19 protein-coding genes are annotated in these 23,875 nt (G+C 70.2%); 14 read left to right on the forward strand and 5 right to left on the reverse strand.

Annotated features, from left to right (window positions below; translation table 11 throughout):
* The first annotated feature begins 47 nt into the window (after positions 1 to 47).
* The 12 genes from ACIQI8_RS12600 to ACIQI8_RS12655 all read left to right on the forward strand — a co-directional run bounded on the left by ACIQI8_RS12600 (position 48) and on the right by ACIQI8_RS12655 (position 15,182).
* Positions 48 to 2,024, forward strand: coding sequence for a glycoside hydrolase family 5 protein (locus ACIQI8_RS12600; RefSeq protein WP_402348122.1), 1,977 nt, complete (start codon positions 48 to 50; stop codon positions 2,022 to 2,024).
* A gap of 180 nt (positions 2,025 to 2,204) precedes the next feature.
* Positions 2,205 to 3,566, forward strand: a complete 1,362-nt coding sequence (locus ACIQI8_RS12605; RefSeq protein WP_402348125.1) for a lectin — start codon at positions 2,205 to 2,207, stop codon at positions 3,564 to 3,566.
* A gap of 164 nt (positions 3,567 to 3,730) precedes the next feature.
* On the forward strand, positions 3,731 to 5,875 hold the full coding sequence (locus ACIQI8_RS12610; RefSeq protein ID WP_402350396.1) for an RICIN domain-containing protein: 2,145 nt from the start codon (positions 3,731 to 3,733) through the stop codon (positions 5,873 to 5,875).
* A gap of 69 nt (positions 5,876 to 5,944) precedes the next feature.
* The gene (locus ACIQI8_RS12615; protein ID WP_402348128.1) at positions 5,945 to 6,733 is read left to right on the forward strand and encodes a thioesterase family protein; all 789 of its coding nucleotides are present in this window, start codon (positions 5,945 to 5,947) and stop codon (positions 6,731 to 6,733) included.
* Between the two features lie 189 nt (positions 6,734 to 6,922).
* On the forward strand, positions 6,923 to 8,263 hold the full coding sequence (locus ACIQI8_RS12620; RefSeq protein WP_402348131.1) for an MSMEG_0569 family flavin-dependent oxidoreductase: 1,341 nt from the start codon (positions 6,923 to 6,925) through the stop codon (positions 8,261 to 8,263).
* 3 nt (positions 8,264 to 8,266) lie between these two features.
* Entirely contained in the window at positions 8,267 to 9,082 is an 816-nt protein-coding gene (locus tag ACIQI8_RS12625) for an amidohydrolase family protein (RefSeq protein WP_402348134.1), read from the forward strand.
* A 59-nt stretch (positions 9,083 to 9,141) separates the two neighbouring features.
* The gene (locus ACIQI8_RS12630; RefSeq protein ID WP_280877547.1) at positions 9,142 to 9,663 is read left to right on the forward strand and encodes an MSMEG_0572/Sll0783 family nitrogen starvation response protein; all 522 of its coding nucleotides are present in this window, start codon (positions 9,142 to 9,144) and stop codon (positions 9,661 to 9,663) included.
* 10 nt (positions 9,664 to 9,673) lie between these two features.
* Positions 9,674 to 10,765: an MSMEG_0568 family radical SAM protein gene (locus ACIQI8_RS12635; RefSeq protein WP_402348137.1), complete on the forward strand. Its 1,092-nt coding sequence runs from the start codon at positions 9,674 to 9,676 to the stop codon at positions 10,763 to 10,765.
* Positions 10,766 to 10,770: 5 nt separating this feature from the next.
* Entirely contained in the window at positions 10,771 to 12,204 is a 1,434-nt protein-coding gene (locus ACIQI8_RS12640) for an MSMEG_0567/sll0787 family protein (protein WP_402348140.1), read from the forward strand.
* Positions 12,201 to 13,052 (forward strand): carbon-nitrogen hydrolase family protein, encoded by an 852-nt coding sequence (locus ACIQI8_RS12645; RefSeq protein ID WP_402348143.1) that lies wholly within the window; start codon positions 12,201 to 12,203, stop codon positions 13,050 to 13,052. The genes ACIQI8_RS12640 and ACIQI8_RS12645 overlap by 4 nt, the downstream gene beginning before the upstream one ends.
* Positions 13,049 to 13,885 (forward strand): carbon-nitrogen hydrolase family protein, encoded by an 837-nt coding sequence (locus ACIQI8_RS12650; RefSeq protein WP_402348146.1) that lies wholly within the window; start codon positions 13,049 to 13,051, stop codon positions 13,883 to 13,885. The genes ACIQI8_RS12645 and ACIQI8_RS12650 overlap by 4 nt, the downstream gene beginning before the upstream one ends.
* A gap of 190 nt (positions 13,886 to 14,075) precedes the next feature.
* Positions 14,076 to 15,182 (forward strand): MSMEG_0565 family glycosyltransferase, encoded by a 1,107-nt coding sequence (locus ACIQI8_RS12655; protein ID WP_402348149.1) that lies wholly within the window; start codon positions 14,076 to 14,078, stop codon positions 15,180 to 15,182.
* A 134-nt stretch (positions 15,183 to 15,316) separates the two neighbouring features.
* Here the strand turns inward: ACIQI8_RS12655 and ACIQI8_RS12660 are convergent, their stop codons facing one another.
* The 3 genes from ACIQI8_RS12660 to ACIQI8_RS12670 all read right to left on the reverse strand — a co-directional run bounded on the left by ACIQI8_RS12660 (position 15,317) and on the right by ACIQI8_RS12670 (position 20,330).
* On the reverse strand, positions 15,317 to 17,134 hold the full coding sequence (locus ACIQI8_RS12660; RefSeq protein WP_402348152.1) for a helix-turn-helix domain-containing protein: 1,818 nt from the start codon (positions 17,132 to 17,134) through the stop codon (positions 15,317 to 15,319).
* Between the two features lie 650 nt (positions 17,135 to 17,784).
* Positions 17,785 to 19,923, reverse strand: coding sequence for a tetratricopeptide repeat protein (locus ACIQI8_RS12665; protein ID WP_402348155.1), 2,139 nt, complete (start codon positions 19,921 to 19,923; stop codon positions 17,785 to 17,787).
* On the reverse strand, positions 19,920 to 20,330 hold the full coding sequence (locus ACIQI8_RS12670; RefSeq protein WP_402348158.1) for a hypothetical protein: 411 nt from the start codon (positions 20,328 to 20,330) through the stop codon (positions 19,920 to 19,922). Before ACIQI8_RS12670 ends, ACIQI8_RS12665 begins: the two co-directional genes overlap by 4 nt.
* A gap of 228 nt (positions 20,331 to 20,558) precedes the next feature.
* Between ACIQI8_RS12670 and ACIQI8_RS12675 the strand changes: the two genes are divergently transcribed.
* Positions 20,559 to 20,828, forward strand: a complete 270-nt coding sequence (locus ACIQI8_RS12675) for a hypothetical protein (protein WP_402350399.1) — start codon at positions 20,559 to 20,561, stop codon at positions 20,826 to 20,828.
* A complete protein-coding gene (locus ACIQI8_RS12680; protein ID WP_402348161.1) occupies positions 20,821 to 21,459 on the forward strand; it encodes a DUF6879 family protein in 639 nt (212 codons plus the stop codon). Before ACIQI8_RS12675 ends, ACIQI8_RS12680 begins: the two co-directional genes overlap by 8 nt.
* Here ACIQI8_RS12680 and ACIQI8_RS12685 read toward each other — a convergent pair.
* On the reverse strand, positions 21,401 to 22,336 hold the full coding sequence (locus ACIQI8_RS12685; protein ID WP_402348164.1) for a hypothetical protein: 936 nt from the start codon (positions 22,334 to 22,336) through the stop codon (positions 21,401 to 21,403). The genes ACIQI8_RS12680 and ACIQI8_RS12685 overlap by 59 nt on opposite strands.
* Positions 22,337 to 22,502: 166 nt before the next feature.
* Complete coding sequence (locus tag ACIQI8_RS12690; protein WP_402348167.1) at positions 22,503 to 23,873, reverse strand: APC family permease; 1,371 nt, start codon at positions 23,871 to 23,873, stop codon at positions 22,503 to 22,505.
* Positions 23,874 to 23,875 lie beyond the last annotated feature (2 nt).

Genomic DNA, 23,875 nt, shown 5'->3' on the forward strand with positions numbered 1-23,875 from the left:
CCCAGGACTGGACCCACCCCGCACCCACCCCCCATGATGACGCTGCCATGACAACAACGACGTCGTCTCGCAGGGCGGTCACCGTGCGCGGATCCCTCGTCAGGGCCACTCTGGCCGCCGTACTCCTGCTGGTGCTCCCGGCACCACTGTCGACGGCATCGGCCGCGTCAGGGGTGGAGCCGGCGGCACCACCGCCCGCGACCGCTCCCCCGGCCACTCCCGCGGCGACGGACTGGACGCCCCCGCTCAGCACCCGAGGCCGCTGGATCGTCGACGCCAACGGCAACCGTTTCAAGCTCCGTTCCGGCAACTGGCACGGCGCCAGCGGCACGTGGAACGGCTCGGGCTCAACGGACGACGACGCCAACCATCACGCGGGCGAGAACTCCGGCCGGATGCCGCTGGGCCTGGACCGCGCGTCGATCGCCGAGATCATCGCCGGTTTCCGGGAGATCGGCATCAACAGCATCCGACTGCCGTTCTCCAACGAGATGATCCACGACAGCGTCCCCGTCACGGACCGCGCGGTCGCCGCCAACCCGTCCCTGCGCGGTCTGACCCCGCTGCAGGTGTACGACGTCGTGGTGCGCGAGCTGACCGCCGCCGGGCTCGCCGTGATCCTCAACAACCACACCAACACGACCCGTTGGTGCTGCGGGGTGGACGGCAACGAGCGCTGGAACGCGAGTCAGTCGGTCCGGACCTGGGAGGACGACTGGCTGTTCATGGCCCGCCGCTACCGGGACAACAAGCGCGTGGTCGGCGCCGACCTCTACAACGAGGTGCGCCGCAACGTCTGGGACGACCCCAACTGGGGCGCGGGCGACGACCACGACTGGTTCGCCGCCTCGCAGCACGTCGGCGACCGCATCCTCACGGAGGCCAACCCCGATCTGCTGATCGTCGTCGAGGGCATCAACTGGACCGGCATCCCGATCGACGGCTTCGCGCACGAACGCCCCACCCTGGCGCCCGTACGCACCCTCTCGCACACCCTCGTCGACTCCGGCAAGCTCGTCTACTCGGCCCACTTCTACGACTACACAGGACCCAACCACAGCGGAGCGACCGGCACCGGCGAGACCAGCGACCCCCGCTACCGCGACCTGAGCCCGGCCGAGCTGACCCAAGTCCTGTACCGCCAGGCCTTCTTCGTGACCGCCGAGCCGGACCAGCACTTCACCGCGCCCGTCTGGATCAGCGAGTTCGGCGTCGGCGGCCGGGAGGAGACCGGCGCGAGACAGCGCGCGTGGTTCGAGAACTTCGTCGACGAACTGATCCGCAACGACGCCGACTTCGCGTACTGGCCGCTGGTGGGCTGGCACGAGAACCGCACCGGCAACGGCTGGGCCCTGCTGCACTGGGACAGCCAGGGCCGCCGCATGGGCCTGTACGACGGTGACGACTGGCGGGCGTCCGCCTGGACCCGGCTGATCACCGCGACCGGCCGGACCGGGCCCGTGGCGGCCGTGCCGGAGTGGTCCCAGCTCAGCCCCGACCACGGCGACTTCGTGCAGTCCCGGCGCCTGCGCGCCCTGCCGGACTGGGACTCCGGCGCCCGCAAGGCGGCCTGCCCCGACGGGCAGCGGCTGCTGGGCCTGAGCCACACCGGCAACCGGGGGCTGTGTTCGGACGTGACCGCGGGCGCGCTGTGGGCGCCGGCCGGCGGGCACGAGGTGGTCGTCGACGAACGGCATGTCGCGCCGGGCGGCGACTGGGCGTCGGGCTACACCAAACTCCAGTGCGCCGACGGTCGGTTCATGACGGGATACAGCGTCCGCGGCGCCGCTGTCTCGGCGGTCCTGTGCGCGACCGCGCCGGCCGGACGGCTCGGTTCCGGCGGCCGTACCGTCTGGTTCGACCGGGGCGACAACCGGGGATCGGCGCCGAAGGGCGGCGACTTCGCGTCCGGCACCTACAAGGGCCAGTGCGCCGACGACGAGTACGCGGCGGGCGTGGCCTACACGGGCCGGCTGGGCTCGTCACGGACACCGGACGCGCTGTACTGCCGGAAACTGGCCTGACCGTTGCCGTCACACCCTGACGCCGGGCACGTCACTTCCGTCAAAACTTACTTCATCTCTTGACGTAAGTGGTCCATACCTTTAAGTTCACCGGTCAGCCCCAGTACCACGCGTGCGTTCGCCCTGCACCGGTCGCCCCGGCCCCGGGCGTCCCACCCCCCACGAAAGGGCCGATCTGTCATGCCCAGACCACTCGTCGCCGCCGCCTCCGTCGCGGCACTCACTCTCTCCGCCGGCCTCCTCGCCATCACCCCCGCCTCCGCCGCGACCGGCACGATCACCGGCCTCGGCGGCAAGTGCCTCGACGTGGCCGGCGCGAACTCCGCCGACGGCACGGCCGTCCAGCTCTACGACTGCAACGGCACCGCCGCCCAGCAGTGGACCGTGGGCACCGACGGCACCATCCGCGCCCTCGGCAAGTGTCTTGACGTCACCGGGAGTTCGACCGCCGACGGCGCCAAGATCCAGCTGTGGACGTGTTCCGGCGGCGCCAACCAGAAGTGGACCGTCTCCGCCGCCCGCGACATCGTCGGCACCCAGGCCAACAAGTGCCTGGACGCCACCGGCAATTCCTCGGCCAACGGCACCCGCGCCCAGATCTGGACGTGCTCCGGCGCGGCCAACCAGAAGTGGACCGCGCCCGCCGCCGGCGGGGACAACCCGCCGACCTCCTCGCCCCTGGCCGTGGCGCCCTACCTCTACAACGGCTGGGGCAGCCCGCCGAGCCCCACCACGATCACCAACGCCACCGGCGTCAAGAACTTCACGCTCGCCTTCGTCCTCAGCAACGGTTACTGCAACCCCCAGTGGGACGGCGGCCGCGCGCTGACCGGCGGCGTGGACCAGTCCACGATCAACACCATCCGTGCCAACGGCGGCGAGGTCATCCCGTCCTTCGGCGGCTACAGCGGCAACAAGCTGGAGAGCTCCTGCTCCAGCGCCGGTGAGCTGGCGGCGGCGTACCAGAAGGTGATCAACGCCTACGCGCTCAAGGCGATCGACATCGACATCGAGGCCGACGCGTACAGCAACGGGACCGTGCAGCAGCGCACGGTGGACGCGCTGAAGACCGTGAAGGCCAACAACCCGGGCATCAAGGTGTACATCACCATCGGCACCGGGCAGAGCGGCCCCGACACCAGCCTGATCAACCGGGCGCACAGCTCCGGTCTGACGGTGGACGCGTGGGCCATCATGCCGTTCGACTTCGGCGGCGCGGGCCAGAACATGGGCAATCTGACGGTCCAGGCCGCCGAGGGCCTGAAGAACGCGCTGAAGAACGCGTACGGCTACAGCGACGACGCGGCCTACCGGGACATGGGCATCTCGTCCATGAACGGGATCACCGACAACAACGAGACCGTCACCGTCGCCGACTTCCGCACGATCCTCGCCTACGCCCAGCAGCACCACCTGGCCCGGCTGACCTTCTGGTCCGCCAACCGCGACCGGCCCTGCACCGGCGGCCCCGCCGACAGCTGCTCCGGCGTGAGCCAGGGCAACTGGGACTACACCCGCGTCTTCTCGGCCTACACCGGCTGACCGACGGTGTACGCCGACTGAGTCGCGGCGTACACCGGCCCGGCTCGGCCCGCACCGGCCGAGCCGGGCCGCACCCCCACCTCCCTCAGCAACTCAGGCTAGGAGAACCCGTGTTCCGTCATCTACGCACCGCCTCCCGGGGCCGCAGACCACTCGCGGTCGCGATGGTCGCCGGGGCGGCCGCGTCGCTGCTGACCGCGAGCCCCTCGCAGGCGGCGGCCACCGCCCTGCCCACCGGCTTTTCCACGCTCACCAACGCGGCCAGCGGCAAGTGTCTGGACGCCAGGTCGGCCGCCACCACCAACGGCACGGCCGTGCAGCAGTACACCTGCAACGGCAGCACGGCCCAGCAGTGGAGCTTCACGACCACCACGGACGGCTACGTCAGCATCAACAACGCCAACAACACCAGCCAGGTCGTCGACATCACGGGCGTCTCGACCGCCGACAACGCGCTGGCCCAGCTGTGGACGTACGGCGGCGGGACCAACCAGCAGTGGCTGCCGGTGGACGAGGGCGGCGGCGCGTACCACTTCGTCAACCGCAACAGCGGCAAGTGCCTGGACGACCCGGCCGCCTCGACCGCCGACAGCGTGCAGCTGGTGCAGTACACCTGCAACGGCAGTGCCGCCCAGCGCTTCCAGGTGGCCGCCGTGAACCCGCCGTCGTCCGGCAACCCCGACCTCGGCCCGAACGTGGTCGTCTTCGACCCGTCGATGTCGGCGTCGACCATCCAGAGCCGCGTGAACACGATCTTCTCGCAGCAGGAGACGAACCAGTTCGGCTCCCAGCGCTACGCGGTCATGTTCAAGCCGGGCACCTACAGCGCCAACGTCAACGTCGGTTTCTACACCCAGGTGCTGGGTCTCGGCCTGACCCCGGACGCGGTCAACATCAACGGCGCGGTGCACGCCGAGGCCGACTGGTTCCAGGGCAACGCCACGCAGAACTTCTGGCGCGGCGCGGAGAACCTCTCCGTGACCCCGACCGGCGGTTCCGACCGTTGGGCGGTCTCGCAGGCGGCGGCCTACCGCCGGATGCACCTGCGCGGCAACCTCGCGCTGGACGACGGCGGTTGGTCCAGTGGCGGTCTGCTCGCCGACAGCAAGATCGACGGCCAGGTCAACTCCGGCAGCCAGCAGCAGTGGCTGACCCGCAACTCGCAGCTCGGCAGCTGGACCGGCTCCAACTGGAACATGGTCTTCGTCGGCAGCCAGGGCGTCCCGGGCACCAGCTTCCCCAACCCGCCCTACACGACGGTCGCACAGACCCCGGTCACGCGTGAGAAGCCGTTCCTGTACGTCGACAGCGCCGGCGCCTACCAGGTGTTCGTACCGTCGCTGCGTTCCAACTCGACCGGCACCAGCTGGGCTTCGGGCTCGCCGGCCGGTTCGTCGCTGTCCATCGACAGCTTCTACATCGTGAAGCCCGGTGCGACCGCGGCGCAGATCAACGAGGCGCTGGCGGCCGGCAAGAACCTGCTGGTGACGCCAGGTGTCTACCACCTCAACCAGACGCTCCAGGTGAACCGGCCCGACACCGTGATCCTCGGTCTCGGCCTCGCCACCCTGGTCCCGGACAACGGCATCACCGCGATGAAGGTCGCGGACGTCGACGGCGTGAAGGTCGCGGGTCTGCTCTTCGACGCGGGCACCACCAACTCGCCGTCCCTGATGGAGGTCGGGCCGAGCAACTCGTCCGCCACCCACACCGCCGACCCGACCTCGCTGCACGACGTGTACTTCCGCGTCGGCGGCGCGGGCGTCGGCAAGGCCACCAACAGCCTGATCGTCAACAGCGACAACGTGATCGGCGACCACATGTGGATCTGGCGCGCCGACCACGGCTCGGGCGTCGGCTGGACCAGCAACACGGCCGACAACGGCCTGACGGTCAACGGCGACAACGTGACGATGTACGGCCTGTTCGTCGAGCACTACCAGAAGTACCAGACCATCTGGAACGGCAACGGCGGGCGCACGTACTTCTACCAGAACGAGATGCCCTACGACCCACCGAACCAGGCGTCCTGGATGAACGGCTCCACCCAGGGCTACGCGGCCTACAAGGTCGCCGACTCGGTCACCAGCCACCAGGCCTACGGGCTCGGCAGCTACTGCTACTTCAACGTGAACCCGGGCGTGGTGGCCGCGCGCGCGATCGAGGCGCCGACCAACTCGAACGTCCGCTTCACCAGCATGCTGACGGTGTCCCTGGGCGGCACGGGCACGATCAGCCACGTCATCAACAACACGGGCGGACCGTCCAACTCCTCCAACAACGTCGCCAACCTGACCAGCTACCCGTAACGGATCTCCCGATCGCGGTGGTCGTAGGCTGCTGGACGAGCCTGCGACCACCACGAGGAGATCCATCCGTTGACCAGTTCAGCCGCCTACTACGAGCGCATCGACGACCACCGCTACAAGCCCACCCCGCACACGGGCGGCGCCTGGTCGTCGGACGAGCAGCACTTCAGCCCGCTGGGCGGCCTCATCGCCCACGCGCTGGACCGCCACATCGGCGAGCGCCCCGGGCTGCTGCTGTCCCGCATCACCTTCGACATCCTCGGCCGACCGGCCCTGGACGAGTGCGAGATCAGCGTCGAGACCGTCCGCCCCGGCCGCACCATCGAGCTTCTCGAAGCCGTGGTGCGGATCGCCGGACGCCCGGTGGTCCGGGCCCGCGCCTGGCTGCTCGCCGCCGTCGACACCACGGCGGTGGCGGGCGGCCCCGACGCCCGGCTCACCCCGCCCGAGTCCCTCGCGCCGTGGAAGATGGCCGACGCCTGGCCGGGCGGCTACATCGCCTCGATCGACGTCCGCCCCCTCGCGCCCCCGCAGCCGGGCCGCACCACCGCCTGGATCTCCACCGAGCTCGACCTCGTCGCCGGCGAGCCCAGCGGCCCGCTCGCCTCCTACCTCGCCCTCGTCGACACGGCCAACGGCATCGCCGTACGGGAGTCGCCCGCCGAGTGGATGTTCCCGAACGTCGACCTCACGATCCACCTGCACCGCCAACCGGTGGGCCCCTGGACCGGGTTGGACACGACGGTCACCTTCGGACCGACCGGCCAGGGCGTGACGAGCACGGTCCTGCACGACATCCAGGGCCCGGTCGGCCAGGCCCAGCAGCTCCTGACGGTCCGCCCGCAGCCGGGACGCTGAACGGGAGCCGGGGGAGGGACTTTTTGCCTCGGAGGCAACACAGGGTGTCCGTGCCCCCACCCACCGTGAGGACCACGTAACTCCGCTTTATTCCGGATGACTTGGTTCGGTAACGGCCGGTGGCTGAAGTGGGTCCCACAGGCAGCGGTGAGGTGTAAAGACCTCGCCGCCTCGCGTGGGAGGGATGTCATGCCCGAGACCTACCCCGAGACCTACTTCGACACGCGCCGGCTGGCCGGTGCCCACTTCCCGGTCGCCGTCATCGGCGGCGGCCAGGCCGGCCTCTCGGTCAGCCACTGCCTGCGCGAACGCGGCATCGAGCACGTCGTCGTCGAGGCGAACCGGGTCGGCCACGAGTGGCGCAGCCGCCGCTGGGACTCCTTCTGCCTGGTCACCCCCAACTGGCAGTGCAGGCTGCCCGGTTACCCCTACCGGGGCGACGACCCCGACGGCTTCATGGTGCGCGAGGAGATAGTGCGCTACCTGGAGGGCTACGTCGCCCACTTCCGGCCTCCGCTGGTGGAGGGCGTGTCGGTCACCCGGGTGCGCAGGCCGGCCGGCGGGACGTACGAACTGGCCACGACCGCGGGCGACTTCACCGCCGAGCAGGTCGTCGTGGCGACCGGCCCCTACCACCGGCCCAGGATCCCGCGCGCCGCCGAGCGACTGCCCGCCGGGATCGAGCAGGTCCACTCCTCCGCCTACCGCAGTCCCGCCCAACTCCCCGACGGGGCCGTCCTGGTGGTGGGCACGGGTCAGTCCGGCTGCCAGATCGCCGAGGACCTGCACCTCGCGGGACGGCAGGTGCATCTCGCCGTCGGCAGCGCCCCGCGCGTGGCCCGCTTCTACCGCGGCCGGGACTGTGTGGCCTGGCTGGACGAGATGGGCCACTACGCCCGGTCCATCGACGAGTTCGACGACGCGGGCGCGGTGCGCATGCGGGTCAACCACTACGTCACCGGGCGGGACGGCGGCCGGGACATCGACCTGCGGGCCTTCGCGAAGGACGGCATGCGGCTGTACGGCAGGCTGACCTCGATCGACGGGCCGGCACTGGAGTTCGCCGACGACCTCAAGGTCAACCTCGACCACGCGGACGCCGTGGCGGAGGGCATCAAGGACGCCATCGACGCCCACATCGCGGCCCGGGGCATCGACGCCCCGACCGAACCTCGCTACACGCCGGTGTGGGAACCGGACGGCCAGGCGGGCGAGTTGAGTCTTGCCGAGGCCGGTGTCACCTCCGTGGTCTGGGCGACCGGCTTCGCCCGCGACCACCGCTGGATCGAGATCCCCGCCTTCGACGGGCGCGGTTACCCGATGCACTGGCGGGGTGTCACCAGCGTGCCGGGCCTGTACTTCGTGGGCCTGCCCTGGCAGCACTCCTGGGGCTCGGGCCGCTTCGAAGCGGTGGGCAGGGACGCCGAGTTCATAGCCGGGCACATCGACGCGGGCCGCCGCCTGGCCGATGTGTGCGGCACCCTCACCGGCGCGCCGACCCGGGTCGCCGCCGCGGTACCGGTGGGCTGAGCCATGGTGTACGACGCCCACCGCCACATCGGCGTACTGCCCGCCTTCCCCTTCTACGGCGGCCCGCCGGTCCACCCCGACACCACCGCCCGCGCCACGGTCAAGCAGCTGCTCGCCGACCTGGACGCGGAGGGCACCGAACGCGCCCTGGTCATCCCCAACTACGGCGTCCCCGACCCCGAGATCGCCTTCTCCTTCAACGAGTTGGCCATCGAGGCCGCCCAGACCGACGACCGGATCCGCGCCGGACTCTGGGTGTCCCCGCGCCTCGAGGACGCCCACCGCACGGAGGCGGCCCTCGCCCTCGCCGCCGAACGCGGGGTGCGGGCCCTGAAGCTGAGCTTCCTGCTCGGCGGCCGGCCCACCGACCCGGCCTGCCGCCCCCAACTGGACCGCATCTTCGCCGTCGCCGCCCGCCACGACCTGGTCGTCCACGTCCACACCTCCCCCGGCGCCGCCTCCGACATCGACGAGGTCGGCCACCTCGTGGACTGGTACGCGGATCAGGTCGCCGTCCATCTCGTGCACTTCGGCGGCGGGATGAGCGGCCACATCAAGCTCGCCGGATCCCGCTTCTTCGACTGGATCGCGGCCGGCAAGCGCGTCTACACCGACCTCTCCTGGGCCATCGGGTTCCTGCCGTACTGGCTGGCCCGGGAGATCGAGCACCGCGGCCTCGGCCACGACCGCGTGCTCTTCGCCAGCGACCAGCCCTGGGGCGACTTCACCGGCGAGTACGCCCGGATGACCGCCGCGACCGGCGGTGGCGAACTCGGCGACCGTGTCTTCCGGGACACGTTCGCCGCGCTCTACGACTGACCCGTCCCCCAGCTCCGACCCGACCCTCACCCACCTCTCGTACGCGCAAGGAGACAGCCATGTCCGAAACCGTCGAGCTCAGCGAGATCGAGCAGAAGTCCCTCACCGAGATCCCCCACCCGTCGCTGCCCGAGGGCACCAGCATCTACGGCGCGACCAAGGTGTTCCCCGACTACAAGGCGGAGGACGGCGAGACCTACTTCACGCTCGTCCACGGCATCGCCCACGAGTCGTCGGTGTCCTTCGTCGCCGTGCTCCAGGCGACCCGCGCGCTGCGCAAGGGCTTCGAGACCGCCATCTACTTCTACGGCCCCGGCTCCCTCAACTGCCTCGCCACCCGCGGCTTCCCGACCACCGGCACCTCCGCCTTCCCCGGCGAGCACAACATCAACAACCAGCTCAAGACGTTCATCGCCGAGGGCGGCAAGGTGTTCTGCTGCCGCTTCGGCCTCTCGCTGCACGGCGCCCGCGAGGAGGACCTCATCGAGGGCGTCATCCCCACCCACCCGCTGGACGTCCAGGACGCGCTGATCCACTACGCGCGCAAGGGCGCCATCATCAACTCGACCTACCAGCTGTAGGGGGCACGCCGTGAGCGTTGGCACCGGATCGACCAGTACGGCCGTGGACGTCCGCATCCTGACCCGCGCCGAACTCGCCCTGCGCGGAGTGGCGTTGGACGCTCCCGTACGGCGCCCGGACGGCGCGGGACCCAGCGACGACGGGCACGTCATCGTCGACGGTGCCAACGCCGCCCTCCCCACCAACCCGGCCAGCCCCTACCGCGTCCGCGACGGCAAGGTGTGGCTCGGCGAGGAGGACACGGGCCTGACCCTGACCGCCGTGCACCGCCCGAGGTTCTACGACCTGACGACCGCCGACGGCGTCCCTTACGAGCACATCGCCCGCCTGCACGGCGCCGACGTCCTCGCCACCACCGTCGTGCAGACCTGCATCCGCTACGCCGAGTCCGACCGCTGCCGGTTCTGCACCATCGAGGAGTCGCTGCGCGCCGGGGCCACGGTCGCCGCCAAGACCCCGGCGCAGCTCGCCGAAGTCGCCGAGGCGGCGGTGCGGTTGGACGGCGTCAGGCAGATGGTGATGACCACCGGCACGACGACAGGACCCGATCGCGGGGCCCGCACCCTCGTACGGTCGGTGCGCGCGGTCCTCGAAGCCGTCCCGTCGCTCCCGATCCAGGTGCAGTGCGAACCACCCGGCGACCTCGCCTGGATCCGCGCCCTGCACGACGCCGGGGCGACCGCGATCGGCATCCATGTCGAGTCCCTGGACGACGAGGTGCGGCGGCGCTGGATGCCGGGCAAGTCGTCGGTCGCGCTGGCCGAGTACGAGGCCGCGTGGGACGAGGCGGTCCGCGTCTTCGGCCGCAACCGTGTCTCCACCTACCTGTTGATCGGCCTGGGCGAGGATCCCGACGAACTCGTCGCGGGCGCCGGCCGGTTGATCGACCGGGGCGTCTACCCCTTCGTCGTCCCCTTCCGCCCCATGCGCGGCACCCTCGCCGCCCGCGACGGCATCCCGGCGCCGAGCGCGGAGTTGCTGCGGTACGTCACGGAGGGCGTCGCCGCGAAGCTGGTCGCGGCCGGGATGAGCGGCGCCGACCAGAAGGCGGGGTGTGCGGCCTGCGGGGCGTGCAGTGTGCTCAAGACGGCGGGCGGGTGAGGGAGGTGTATCTCGACGGATCCTCGGCGGCGCCGGTGCGGGACGAGCCGTTCGACGTCCTGGCGCTGCTCGGCGACCGCAGCACACTGGCCCGCCGGCCTGCCTTTCACGTCGAACAGGCTGACGGTCGGGCCGAGTTGGCGGCCTATCGGCGGCTGCGCCGGGACGTCTTCGTCGACGAGCAGAGGCTGTTCGCCCGCGACGACGCCGACGACCGCGACCTCGATCCGCGCACGGTCGTCCTGGTCGCCAGGGCGCCCGACGGATCCGTGGTCGGGGGCGTGCGGCTCGGGCCGGTCGACGACGGGCCCGACATCGGCTGGTGGCAGGGCGGTCGACTGGTCGTCTCGGCGCACGCCCGGGGCCCGCACGGCATCGGCGCCGCCCTGGTGCGGGCCGCCTGCGCGCGGGCCGAGGCCGAGGGGGCGCTGCGGTTCGACGCGACGGTCCAGGCACGCAACGAGGTGCTGTTCCGCCGGCTGGGCTGGCGGTCCGTGCGGGCGACCGAGGTCGCGGGCGCGCCGCACATCGTGATGCGGTGGCCGATCGGACGTATCGCCGCGCAGGCGGCGGCCACCAAGTCCGCGCTCGGACCGCTCCTTTCGGCCCTCTCCCCGGGAGGTGCGGGTTTCGTCGGCGACGACGGCGCCCCCGTCCCGAGCACCGACGTGATCGCCGCGTGCGACGCGATCGTGCCGTCGATGGTCGAGCGTGACCCCGAGTGGGCGGGCTGGTGCGCGGTCCTGGTCAACGTCAACGACCTCGCGGCGATGGGCGCTTCACCCCTCGGCCTGCTGGACGCGGTGGGCGCGCGGGACGCGTCCCATGCGGCGCGGGTGCTGACCGGACTTGGCCGGGCGGCACGGGCGTACGACCTCCCGATCCTGGGCGGCCACACCCAACTCGGCGTGCCCGCCGCCCTGTCGGTGACCGCCCTGGGCCGCACCGCCCACCCCGTCCCCGGCGGCGGGGGTCGCCCCGGACACGCGGTACGGCTGACGGCCGACCTGGACGGCGGCTGGCGAGCGGGCTACCGGGGCCGTCAATGGGACTCGACGAGCCACCGCCGTACGCCCGAACTGCGCGCCATGACAGGGGCGGTGGCCGCCGCCCGGCCCGCCGCCGCCAAGGACGTGTCGATGGCCGGGATCGCCGGCACCCTCGGGATGCTCGCCGAGGCGAGCGGGTGCCGCGCGGTGCTCGAAGTGGCGTCGGTGCCGCGCCCGTCGGAGGCCTCGATGGGTGACTGGCTGACCTGCTTCCCCGGCTACGCGATGCTCACCGCGGACGAAACGGGTCGTCCGCCGCTGCCCGCGGGACCGGCCACCGGCGCCGTCTGCGGGGAGTTGACCGAGGGACAAGGCGTCGGGCTGCGCTGGCCCGACGGAGAGATCACCGAAGCGGTCACCTCCACCGTGACCGGGATGGGAGCCGCATGAGCACGCTGCGCATGGCCGCCGTGGCCGCCGAGTTCGGCCGCGACCTGGAGGAGGACTTCGCGATCGCCGAGCGCCTGATCAAGGAGGCGCGGGAGGCGGGCGTACGGCTGCTGGCGCTGCCGGAGGCCTGCCTCGGTGGTTATTTGCTGAGCCTGGACGACGGGGCCGAACTAGACGAGGGCCCACCGGCGTTGGCGCTCGACGGCCCGGAGATCCACCGACTGGCGGCGCTGGCGGGTGAGTTGACGGTGGTCGCCGGCTACTGCGAGGCGGGCCCGGACGGCAACCGCTACAACAGCGTCGTGTGCGTGCACGGCGATGGCGTCCTCGGCAACCACCGCAAGGTGCACCAGCCGTTGAGCGAGGACGCCAGCTACTCATCGGGCGACCGCTTCCACGCTTTCGACACACCGGTCGGACGGCTCGGCATGATGATCTGCTACGACAAGGCGTTCCCGGAGTCGGCGCGTTCACTGGCGCTGGACGGCGCGGAGATCGGCGTGTGCGTGTCGGCCTGGCCGGGCGCCCGCACGAACGCGACGGCGGACCTGGCCGAGGACCGCTGGAAGCGCCGCTTCGACCTCTTCGACCGGGCCCGTGCCCTGGAGAACCAGATCGTGTGGCTGTCGGCGAACCAGTCCGGCACCTTCGGCTCGCTACGCTTCGTCGGCAGCGCCAAGGTCGTCGACCCGGGCGGCGAGATCCTGGCCGACACGGGCGTCGGCGCGGGCGTGGCGATTGCCGAACTGGACGTCGTACAAGCCCTGGAGACCGCTCGCCGGTCGATGGGTCACCTGCGCGACCGGCGTCCGGACACCTACACACCCGCAGGAGCAGTCAGCGTATGAGCAGCATCCGGATCGCGGCCGTGGCCGCCCACTTCGGCCGCGACCTGGAGTTCGACCTGGCGAGGATCGCCAAACTCATCGACGACGCACGGGCGTCGGGCGCGGGCCTGCTGGTCCTGCCGGACGCGGCCCTCGGCGGTTACCTCGCCGACCTGCGCCACCCGGACCCCGACGCACTGCCCCCCGCCCTCAAGCCGGACGACCCGCTCCTGCTCCAAGTCGCGCGCCTGGCCGCCGAGATGGTGGTGTGCGTCGGCTACTGCGAGGACGGCGGCACCGAGCGCTACAACGCAGCGGTCTGTGTCTCCGGCGACGGCGTCCTCGGCCGCCACCGCAAGGTCCACCTCCCGGCCGGCGAGGTCGCGGCCTACTCCCCCGGCGACCGCTTCGACGCCTTCGACACCCCGGTGGGACGCGTGGGCATGCTGATCGACTACGACAAGACCTTCCCGGAGTCGGCGCGTTCACTGGCACTGGACGGAGCGGAGATCCTGGCGTGCCTCTCCGCCTGGCCGACCAGCATCACCAACCGCGCGCCCCGCATGGCCCAGGACCGCCAGGCCAAGCTCTTCGACCTCTACGACCAGTCCCGCGCCGCCGAGAACCAGGTCGTCCTCGCCTCCTCCAACCAGACCGGCGCGATGGGCGGCATGCGCTTCCTCGGCCAGGCCAAGGTGGTCGGCCCCGGCGGCGACATCCTCGCCCGCACCTGGTCCAAGGCGGGCCTCGCGGTCGCCGAACTCGACATCGCGGCGGAGATCGACCGGGCGCGGCGGGTGCTGCGGCACCTGGACGAACGGCGGCCGACGGCGTATCGGGGGGTGCGGTCGTGACCGCCGGGCGGGAGTGCGAACGGGTGGCCGGGACCACCGGGCGGGATTGCGACCGGGTGGCCGGGACCGCCCGGCGGGATTGCGACCGGGTGGCCGGGACCGCCCGGCAGGATTGCGACCGGATGGCCGGGACCGCCCGGCGTGATCGCGACCGGGTGGCCGGTACCGCCCGGCGGATGGAGCGCGTCCGATGAAGATCGCCCTGCTCAGTTACTCCACCAAGCCCCGCGGCGGGGTCGTGCACACGCTCGCCCTCGCGGAGGCGTTGGCGGGGCTGGGCGAGGACGTCACGGTGTGGACGCTCGGCCGGGGTGGGGATCAGGGGTTCTTCCGGCCGGTGGACGCGCGGGTGCGGTTGCGGATCGTGCCGTTTCCGGACGGCCCGTCGGATGAGTCGACGGGCGCCCGCATCCTCCGCTCCATCGCCACCCTCCGCGCGGCCTTCGATCCCGCCCCCTTTGACGTCGTGCACGCCCAGGACTGCATCAGCGCCAACGCGGTGCACGGCCGCTGCATCCGCACGGTCCATCACATCGACCACTTCACGACACCCGAACTGGCCGCCTGCCACGAACGCGCGATCGTCGAACCCCACGCCCACATCTGTGTATCGGCGTCCGTCGCGGCCGAACTCGCCGAGGGCTGGGGCGTCCGGGCGACGGTCATCCCCAACGGCGTCGCCTACGACCGCTTCGCCGCCGCGGCCCGGGACGCGGAGGGTATCGCCGACTGGCGCCGCCGCCTTGGCCGTTACGTCCTCACGGTCGGCGGCATCGAGCCCCGAAAAGGCTCCCTCGACCTCCTGGAGGCGTACGCGCTGCTGCGCGCCCGGCATCCCGGCGTACGCCTCGTGATCGCGGGCGGCGAGACCCTCTTCGACTACCGCGACTACCGGGCCCGCTGGGAGGCGCGGGCGACCGAACTCGGCGTGGAACCGGTGGTGTTGGGCCCGGTACCGGACCCTGCCCTCCCCACCCTCGTAGCAGCCGCCGACGCCTTCGCCTTCCCGTCCCTCAAGGAGGGCTTCGGACTCGCGGCGATGGAGGCGCTGGCGGCGGGCGTACCGCTGGTGGTGCGTGATCTGCCGGTGCTGCGGGAGGTGTTCGACGGGGCGGCCCGATTCGCCGGTACGGCACGGGAGTTGGCGGACGAACTGGGGCGGGCGCTGTCGGAGGAGGAGGGGGAGGACGAGACGGTGCGGCGGGAGTCCGGGCGGGCGCTGGCCGCGCGGCACACGTGGGAGGCGGCGGCCCGCGGTCATGTCGACTTCTATCGCTCGAAGGAGGAGACGCACTAGTACGGCGGTACCAATCCCCGGCCGCCGATTCGGTCCCGCAGGGGGCAGGAAGCGCGCGAAACGGCTCCTAGCTTGAGATCAAGGGTCGATCAGGCCCCCGCCGGAGCCCGATGGGAGCCACGGACTCGGGTCCGTCAACTCCGCCCGGGGTCGTCCAACAGCGCCTGACTCTGCCCGCCGAACCACGACATGCCGTACGCCTCGGCCCCGCGCAGCGCCTCCCTGAGCAGCCGGTCGGCGTGTTGGCCGCTCCCGGGCGCCGCGGCCCGACGCAGCGCGCGGGCGCGGGCCAGGCGGAGACGGGCGAGTTCCGGTTGCGAGGAGCGGGCCGGCACCTCCGCCTGCCGGAAGTGTTCGAGCGCGGTCTCCGGCTCCCCCGCGGCCAGGGCGAGCAGCCCGCAGGCCCGGGCGGTCGGCCCGAGAAGAACGGTGGGCCAGCCGGCCAGCGCGATCTGCTCACCGTCGTGCGGCGCGAGGTGCGTACGAAGCGCGGGCACGACCTGCGCCAACTCCGCCTCGAATCCACCCTCCAGATCGAGCACCGCGCAGATCTCCGCGAGGATGACGAGAGTGGGCACGGCCCAGCCGGACGGCGGAAACAGTTCGACGTCGGCGGCGCAGCCGAGAAGGAGGTCCGCCCCTTCGGCGTACTGCCCGGTCTCGCACAGGGCGAGGGCGAGACCGGCGCGCCAAATCGGGAAGTAGGCGTGCCGTTCGACGTCTCCGGCCAGGTCGGAGGTGAACAGCTCGGCCAGCCGCCCCTGTTGACGCAGCAGCCAGTAGGCCTGGCCGAGCCGGGTCTGGCGCAGGTTGTCGGCGGGCACGGCGAAGTCGGCGCTGAGGGGCTCAGTAAATTCGAGGGACTCGCGGAAGACCCAGTCCGCGGCGGCGTCGAACCGGCCGTGCCACAGGTCGAGCAGGGCGTCGAGGGTGCGCTGTTGCCACACGACGAGGGTGCTGTGGGTGTCGGCGGCGTGCTTGCGGTACTGGTTCGCGGTGGCCAGGGCGCTGAAGATCTTGCCGTTGCGCAACTGGTCGATGGCGAGGGCCATGAGCGCCTCACCACGGAAGTAGGGCGAGTCATGCCGGGCGGCGGCGTCACGGAGCTGCTCGGAGAGGAGCAGGGCATCAGGGGCAGGCATGAAGTCGTAACGAGCCCACCGACATTCGATGAGAACTTCGCAGTGTGTGTCGTAGTCACTGTCGTTGTCGCCGGTTAATCGGCGCGCGGAGTCCTCACCGAGGAGGCCGGGTAATCGCCGCAGGGTCTCCTCGGCAAGCCGCGCCCCTTCACCGGGCCCGGCCGCCGCCCCCACCACGGTGTCCTGGCTGACCGCCATGGACATCTTCTTGGCGAGATGGGCCTGCAGTCGCAGCTTCAACCCAGCAGCCTCAATGCTCTCGTCCCCCTTCAAAGCGGTCAGACACCCGCGAATGGACTGCAACAACTCACGGTCGACCTGCCCGGGATCGGACCACCGCCGAGCCATCCGGATCACGGCCTCGGCCTGAGCCCGCGGCTCCCCGACGGCGCTACGGAAGGCAGCGGTGTAGTACCGCTCGGCGTCCCGCATCTCACCGGCGGCATGGCTCAGATCACCCCGCCGCAACAACCGCCGAAACTCGGCACGTTCCGGCGCGGACTCCGAACGCGCCTCGCCCCCACCCGACTTGACCAGATCGACGGCGCGCGCCCCAGGCCCCTTCCGCGCGACCCTGAGCACCGTCTCGGACCCCGGCGGCGGCACCAGACCGACCAAGGCCCCCTTGGCGCGCAGCACTTCATCACACAACTGCGCCAACTCAGGCGAAGCCCTGCGGCGCCCGTTCTCGACACGGCTCAGGAAGCTGCGGCTGCAGTACACCTTGCCGGCCAGCTCACTCAGCGACAGGCCGGCCGCGATGCGGCGCCGCCGCAATTCGGCACCGAATCCGTCGTGCTCGATGATCATCCCCCCAACAGCTCACCGTCCGCCCCGTGTTGCCACATTGCCACTGGCAACAGCCCACCCCTGCAGACCGGCGCGATGACGAACGAATCTGTTGGTGCCGGAGCCTACCGGGCATCTGTGCCTGCCGACCGGCAGAACAGGAGCACTGCCCATGACTTCGTGCAATCCCGGGGCGACGACGGCGCCCACCCTCCCGTTCTGACACCGACCTGGGGGCAGGGTCAGAACGGGACCTCCGGTCCGGGGCGCGCGGGGGGCGCTCCGGGCCGGGGATCGACGTGGCCCACGGGCCCCGCATATCCGAGCCCGATCGCGGCGGCGACCAGCCATATGACGAAGCATCACCCGGCGATAGTCGTCGTAGTCGGGCGTCGAGGACGAGGCGGCGAAGAAGCGATCACCCCCGGCGATGGCCGCCTCGAACTGTTCCGGCGTAATCGAAGGATGGTGGGCAAGGACGGTCTCCTCGAAATCCACCCGAGGATTCCGAGGACGGTCGTGTCGTCACCCATTCAGTCTGCTGACGGGACACCAACCGGTCGCCCCCTGCGCTGCCACCGCAGGTGACCACAGTGAGCTGTGCCCGCCCCTGGAGGCGACAGTGCTGTCCGCCGTCCTGGGCTGCACAGCACGCGTGCCCCAGATGGAGACTACGGCCGCCACCGCCCCGACCGATACGCGTCCAGCAGTTGTCGGCTCGCGACAGTGAAGGGGTGTTCGGGTCCCAGCCCGCGTTCGCGTCGCTCGACGACGTCGGCCATGAGCCCGATCCCCTCCTCGACGTGGCCGAGCGCGGCCCGGGTCCGGGAGAGGAGTTGCCGGGCGGCGAGCACGATCGGGTACTCGGGTCCAAAGCGCCGTACGTATCTCTCGGCGACCCACCGGATCTCACGGTCGGCCTCGTCGACGCGACCCAAAAGGTACAGCGCCCAGGCGTGGTTGTGTCCGGCGCCCAGTGTCACGGTGTGGTCGGGACCAAGGAACCGATCGCATTCGGACGGGAGCGTGAGCAGTGTGCCGCCCTCCTCGGTCACCACTTCGGCAGCCGGCAGCATCTCCAGCAGGCTGGCGCGGGCCCGCAGGGTCAGCGGATGCGTCGGGCCCAGCGCCGAGCGACGTCCGGCGACGGTGTCGCGCAGCAGCGCCACGGATTCCTCGCGTCTGCCGAGGTTCGCCAGCACGAGTTGAAGGCCGTAGCCACTGTCCGTGGTGTCGGGGTCGTCGGCGCCGAACAGGCGCTCCTGCGCGGACCGGACCACGCGGAGCACCGCTTCGGCCTCGGCGTACCTGCCCAGCCGGAACAGTGCCCGCCCTGCCCGGGAGCGGGCGGCCAGGATCGTACGGTGATCCGCGCCGAGGAGCCGTTCCGCGAGGTCCGCCGCGCTACGGGCGGTCTCCCAGGCGGAGAGGTAGTCACCGGTCCGGTGCAGGGCGACGGACAGTCGCGTCGCGACGGCCAGGGCGTCGGCGGCGGTGGTCGGCTCGCCGATGTGCCTCAACAGGGCCAGCGCGTGAGGTACCAGAAGACGTAGTCGCGGATCGTGCGGCCCCGCGTCGGGTACGGCGGGCACGGCCGCGTCGAGCAGCCGAACGGCCGTCGTGTCGAGGGCAATTACCAGGTTCGTCGGGGTCGCCGCCGAGACGCTGTCGAGCAGGACACCATGACTCTCTACGCAGCGCACGCCGACGGCGTCGACCAGCTCGGACAGCGACTGGTCGAGGAGGGCCCTGAGGGCTGTCTCGGTTCGGGCACGAGGCAGTACGGCGGAGACGTCGGCGTGGTTGAGCAGCGTCAGCGGCAGAGGCTCGGCGGCGAAACGGGCCAACAGCCTGAGCAGGGCCGCCGCTTCGGGCAGCCCGCGTACCTCGAACGCGTCGAGGGTCAACTGCCAGGTCAGGCCGACCAGATGCCGGGGGTCGGCTTCGGACAGGGCGTCGGCTCCCCGGTCGATCAGCTGGACCCGTTCGTCTCCGTCGAGCTGGTCCCCGTAGGCGTCCATCGTCCAGGGGTCGAGAACCTGGTGAGAGAGGAAGCCGCCGGCCAGGGTGAGGGCGAGGGGCAGCCGCCCGAGCCGGTCCGCGACCTGCGCTGCCTGCTCCGTCGTACCGCTGTGGGGTGCGAGATCGCGCAGCACGAGCGCGGCGTCCTCTCGGGGCAGGACGCCGATGTACTGCAACTCGGCGCCCGGCCACCACCGTGCCGCCGCTCGCCGTGTGGTCACCAGGACCGTGCCGCGCGGGCTGGTACGGAGCCAACTGCCGTCCCGCAGGATCTCCGGCTCGTCGGTGTTGTCCAGCACCAGTAACCAGGGTTCGACGGAACTGTCGAGATGCTGCCAGACGAGATCGGCGGCAGGTCTGAGGCCGTTGCGGGCGGCGAGCAGTTCGCCGTCGCCCGCTCCTCGGTCGGCGGCGACGGCGAGCATGCCGGCGCGCAGGCTGGCACGGTCGGAAGCGTTGACCCACAGGCACACCCGGTCCTGTTCTTCAGCGACTTCCTGAAAGAGAGCGCAGGCGACCGCCGTCTTGCCCGAACCCCCCATGCCGTACAGCACATAGACCTCGCCGCCGCGTTCCGCCTGGACGCTCGCCCGCAGGCGCTCCATCACCTCGCTGCGGTCGCGCAGCACGACAGGACGCCGCCCGACTGCCGGGCGGCGCACCGAGTCCGGTCCGCCGGGCTCCGGCCCGTCAGGGCCGTAATGGTGGTGTTCGCTTATGTGCTGGTCGCCCGACGACTGATAGACCCGCCCCTGGTCCTCGGCGTGGCCGTCCGTCCCGCCCGTCATCGCTCGGCGATGTGCTGGTCACGTCCCGCTTGGTAGACCCGGGCCTGACCGGACGCGGTGGCGTGCTGGCTGATCCGCCGGGCAGTGGATCCGTCCGGATCGAGTTGGTCCAGCAGTGCACGCAGTTCCTCGACGGCGGTGGGCCGGGCAACGAGCAGTCGCCGCACCAACCCCTGCCATTGGAGGCGGAGTTCGTCCAGGGTCTCCTGGTCGTCCGCTGCCACGGCGGCCAGCACGTCCTCACGGCCGGCTTCCAACTCGGCGGCGACGGTCTCGGCGCGCTCCGGTTGCGCCCGGCGCCAGAGCTGTGTGATCCCGTCACGTACACGGTGCCAGGTATCGGTCGCCATCAACGTGACCAAGGTGGTTCCCGCGCTCTGTGCGAGCGAGGCCACTTCCGCGTCCACAGCCACCCCTCCGTTCACCTGATTTTCCGACAGCACAGCTGGAAAGCGTCGCCTGTCAGGCGTTGACATGATTTTCTTTCCGATCAATATCATTCCCCCCTTGAGCGACATGAGACAAGGAGGAATCAATCCGCGCCATTACCCCTGTTGACCGGCTTTGACACATGGTCAGGCAGTCCCGTTGCAGGCTACAGTGAAGCATCTCGACCGCTCTAGGGGGCGATGGAAATGGTCAGGCCATGGGAAGCGGATCCGGACACAAGTTTCAAACACCGACTGGGAAAGACACCCCAGGAGTTAGGAAACACAACCGGCACTCCTGACTGCCCGGACATCTGGGAACTCACCAATGGTGACATCGCTGTCATCGGCCGGGACCTCACGCAGTCGCTCGGCAGGAACCTGCCCGACGGTGTCTCGATCGGGTCGGACGAACGCCTCGTGGTCATCCCCAGGAACATGCTCATCGCGGCGAAGCCGGACATCCCCAATGTTTGACTCCTTCCCTGGTGGCGCCTTCGAACGCCTGGACCGCCCCAGGTACCACGCGGATCTGAGCCGGGTCTACGACAGCGGGATCGGCTTCCTCAACAAGCTCGAGCGCGGCCAACACTTCAAGGAGCGCGGCTTCCCGAGCTGGGAGGCCTTCGCCGAAGGCGACTGGCAGGGGGCGCTGTCCCTGGCCGACGAGAGGCGCGAGGAGTACGCCCAGGAACTCCGCCAAGCGTCCCGACTGGGCGTCACGCATCGCCGCCTTCGCGTCGTGGAATTCCCGATCACGCCGTATGTGCAGTGGGAATTGTTCGTATTGCGTGTACGCGTGGACGTGGGCGACCAAATCAAGATTCTCGACGCTCACGATATTTCGAACATCGAGCGGACCCGCCCGGTTCCAGAAGTGGTGATTCTCGGCGATGCGGCCATGTATGAGGTCGTTTACGACGAGGACGGAAACGCGGACGGAGCCAACCGCTACGCTGACCGCTCACTGATCCGGGAAATGAACGCAGGATTCAATGCGCTGTATGACCGAGGCGAGGGGTTCTACGATTTCTTCGACCGGGAGATCCTCACTCTGGCACCGCCTCAGGTGTCTGGAGCTCCGACGGGTCTTCGCGGTTCGCGGTGATCAGCGCGTCGGGATGGCGATCGGCGGTGGCAGGGGCGTCCGCGCCGCGCTGTTCGGCATGTGCTGTGGCGAAAGGCCCATCGTCCTCCACGACTTCACCGTCTACGACTTCCCCATCCATCACTCGGTTCGACGGCTCCGCCAGCGGCAGGCCGGCGAGGTGCTTCTTGAGCCGCTTGGCCATCGGCAGATAGGTCGCAAGAGTGAGCCCGCCGGAGACAACGGCCCCGACGACAGGGATGGCCTTCGAGACCGTCTTCGCGAAGGACTGCTTTGTCATCTGCACGCCGAGGTAAGCCGCGACCTTTTTCACTATCGGGTAGATGACGCCCTTGGTGAGTGCCTTCTGGGGCAGCTTCTTGGCGACCTGCTCCGCCATCATCCCGGCGACCTTCCCCACAGCAGCATTCGCCGTCTGGGTACCGAACATCACGCCGAAGAACAGCGTGAGCACCCCCATGGTCGCGTCATCGACGTCATCGCCCTCGTCGGAGAACAGATCGGGCCAGCTGTAGAGGTACGCGAGTTTCTGCGCGATACGCACCATGTGGCCGAAGTACTGGGCCACATCGGCGGGCACAGTGGCGGGAAGGGCGAGGACACCGGGTATCCCGGCAGCGGCGGAGAGAGCGCTGACCTTGGCGGTCTCGTAGCGGATGGAGTCGTTGGCCGCTTTGTCGAAAACCTCGACAGCGATGCCGGCCGCGGCGGGGCTCTCTTCCATCGCTCGCCGGATGTCGTCCTCGGAGCAGTGACGAGCCAGCGCACTTCGGAGGTACGCCTCCCTGTCGATACGCACACCTGGAAGCTTTGCTGCCGCCAGCAGCACCGCGGAGAAGCGCGACTCGGGGTTCTCGATCCCTTTGCCCTGTTTCATGGCAAGAACCTACAGCAGCTCCACGCCCCAAGGACCGTACTGCGTCAGCTCAGTTGGGACCTCGCCGTGTGAGTGACGGTGGCGTACGGGCTGAGTCCGTCACGCTGTCGATCGTCGCTCGGGAGGGCGAGGCAAGCCGCGAACCGACCGGCAGCAAGAGACCGCCCTAACGCGTCGCCTGCGGCTCCTCCACCGGCGTCGCCTCCTCGTCGAAGGTCATCTCCGGCGGCGCCTTGCGGAACCCCTTGGTGAGGTACGCCAAGTAACAGACCCCGAGAGCCAGCCAGATGAGGCCGAGCGTGCGGGCCTTGCTGTCGAGGTGGATCAGCAGCCACAGGTCGACGACGGCACCAACCGCCGGGATCAGGACGTAGGACCACACAGCGGGCCGGCGACCTGCGCGGCGCTCGCGGACGTACGTGGCGATGACGGCGAGATTGACGAAGGTGAAGGCGGTGAAGGCACCGAAGTTGATGAAGGACGTGGACGTGGCGACGTCCAGGCGCAGCGCGATCAGGCCGACCGCGCCCGCGAGGAGGATGTTCAGGGCGGGGGTGCGGTACTTGGCGTGGATCCGCCCGAAGATCCTCCGGGGCAGTACCGAGTCACGGCCCATCGCGTAGAGCAGCCGCGAGGTACTGGCCTGCGCGGCGACTCCGGAAGCGAACTGCGCGACGATCAGGCCCGCCACGAAGAGGGAGGAGAACAGGTCGCCGCCGATCTCCTTCGCGATCTCGAACGCGGCGGAGCTGGAATCGGTGAACGCGTAGCCCGGGTGGGCCAGTTGGGTGGCGTACGCGACCACGACGAAGATGCCACCGCCGATCAGGGCGATGAGCAGGATGGCACGCGGAATGGTCCGCTGCGGCTCGATGGTCTCCTCGGTCAGCGTGGTGACCGCGTCGAATCCGAGGAAGGAGTAGGCGGCGAGCGCGGCACCGGAGGAGATGCCCGCCAGGGTGGTCGCGTCGTTGCCGAACGGCGTCGCACTGACGAGCCCGGCCGCTCCCTGATCCTGGAAGACGTGCCGCAGGCACAACACGGCGAAGATCCCGACGACCAGGACCTGGAAGATCATCAGCAGGTCATTCACTCGCTCCGCAGTCTTGATGCCTCGGATGTTGAGCGCGGTGGTGATCGTGATGAACCCGATGATCCACACCCAGAACGGCACCGAGGGGTACTCGGCCTGCAGATAGGCCCCGCCGATCAGCCAGATGACCATCGGCAGGAAGAAGTAGTCCAGCAGTGTCGCCCACCCGACGAGGAAACCGACCCTGGAGTCGATGGAGCGCCGTACGTAGGTGTAGGCCGACCCGGCGACGGGGTGGGTCGCGGCCATCTTCCCGTAACTGTGCGCGGTGAAGAGCATGGCACCCAGCGCCAGCAGATAGGCCGTCGGTACCGCGCCGTGGGTGGTGTCGGCGACGACACCGTAGGTGCCCAGCACGATGATCGGGGTCATGTAGGCCAGCCCGAAGACCACCACTGATCTCAGGGTCAGACTGCGGGCGAGGGTGGGAGCCGGAGCGGACATGG

Source organism: Streptomyces sp. NPDC092369 (assembly GCF_044755245.1).
Classification (GTDB): domain Bacteria; phylum Actinomycetota; class Actinomycetes; order Streptomycetales; family Streptomycetaceae; genus Streptomyces.

Coding starts and splice junctions, on each gene's coding strand:
- ACIQI8_RS12675 (WP_402350399.1), top strand. CDS start 20,559: ATGGTCAGGCCATGGGAAGCGGATCCGGACACAAGTTTCAAACACCGA.
- ACIQI8_RS12680 (WP_402348161.1), top strand. CDS start 20,821: ATGTTTGACTCCTTCCCTGGTGGCGCCTTCGAACGCCTGGACCGCCCC.
- ACIQI8_RS12650 (WP_402348146.1), top strand. CDS start 13,049: ATGAGCAGCATCCGGATCGCGGCCGTGGCCGCCCACTTCGGCCGCGAC.
- ACIQI8_RS12625 (WP_402348134.1), top strand. CDS start 8,267: ATGGTGTACGACGCCCACCGCCACATCGGCGTACTGCCCGCCTTCCCC.
- ACIQI8_RS12655 (WP_402348149.1), top strand. CDS start 14,076: ATGAAGATCGCCCTGCTCAGTTACTCCACCAAGCCCCGCGGCGGGGTC.
- ACIQI8_RS12630 (WP_280877547.1), top strand. CDS start 9,142: ATGTCCGAAACCGTCGAGCTCAGCGAGATCGAGCAGAAGTCCCTCACC.
- ACIQI8_RS12620 (WP_402348131.1), top strand. CDS start 6,923: ATGCCCGAGACCTACCCCGAGACCTACTTCGACACGCGCCGGCTGGCC.
- ACIQI8_RS12605 (WP_402348125.1), top strand. CDS start 2,205: ATGCCCAGACCACTCGTCGCCGCCGCCTCCGTCGCGGCACTCACTCTC.
- ACIQI8_RS12665 (WP_402348155.1), bottom strand. CDS start 19,923: ATGACGGGCGGGACGGACGGCCACGCCGAGGACCAGGGGCGGGTCTAT.
- ACIQI8_RS12610 (WP_402350396.1), top strand. CDS start 3,731: ATGGTCGCCGGGGCGGCCGCGTCGCTGCTGACCGCGAGCCCCTCGCAG.
- ACIQI8_RS12690 (WP_402348167.1), bottom strand. CDS start 23,873: ATGTCCGCTCCGGCTCCCACCCTCGCCCGCAGTCTGACCCTGAGATCA.
- ACIQI8_RS12600 (WP_402348122.1), top strand. CDS start 48: ATGACAACAACGACGTCGTCTCGCAGGGCGGTCACCGTGCGCGGATCC.
- ACIQI8_RS12645 (WP_402348143.1), top strand. CDS start 12,201: ATGAGCACGCTGCGCATGGCCGCCGTGGCCGCCGAGTTCGGCCGCGAC.
- ACIQI8_RS12660 (WP_402348152.1), bottom strand. CDS start 17,134: ATGATCATCGAGCACGACGGATTCGGTGCCGAATTGCGGCGGCGCCGC.
- ACIQI8_RS12685 (WP_402348164.1), bottom strand. CDS start 22,336: ATGAAACAGGGCAAAGGGATCGAGAACCCCGAGTCGCGCTTCTCCGCG.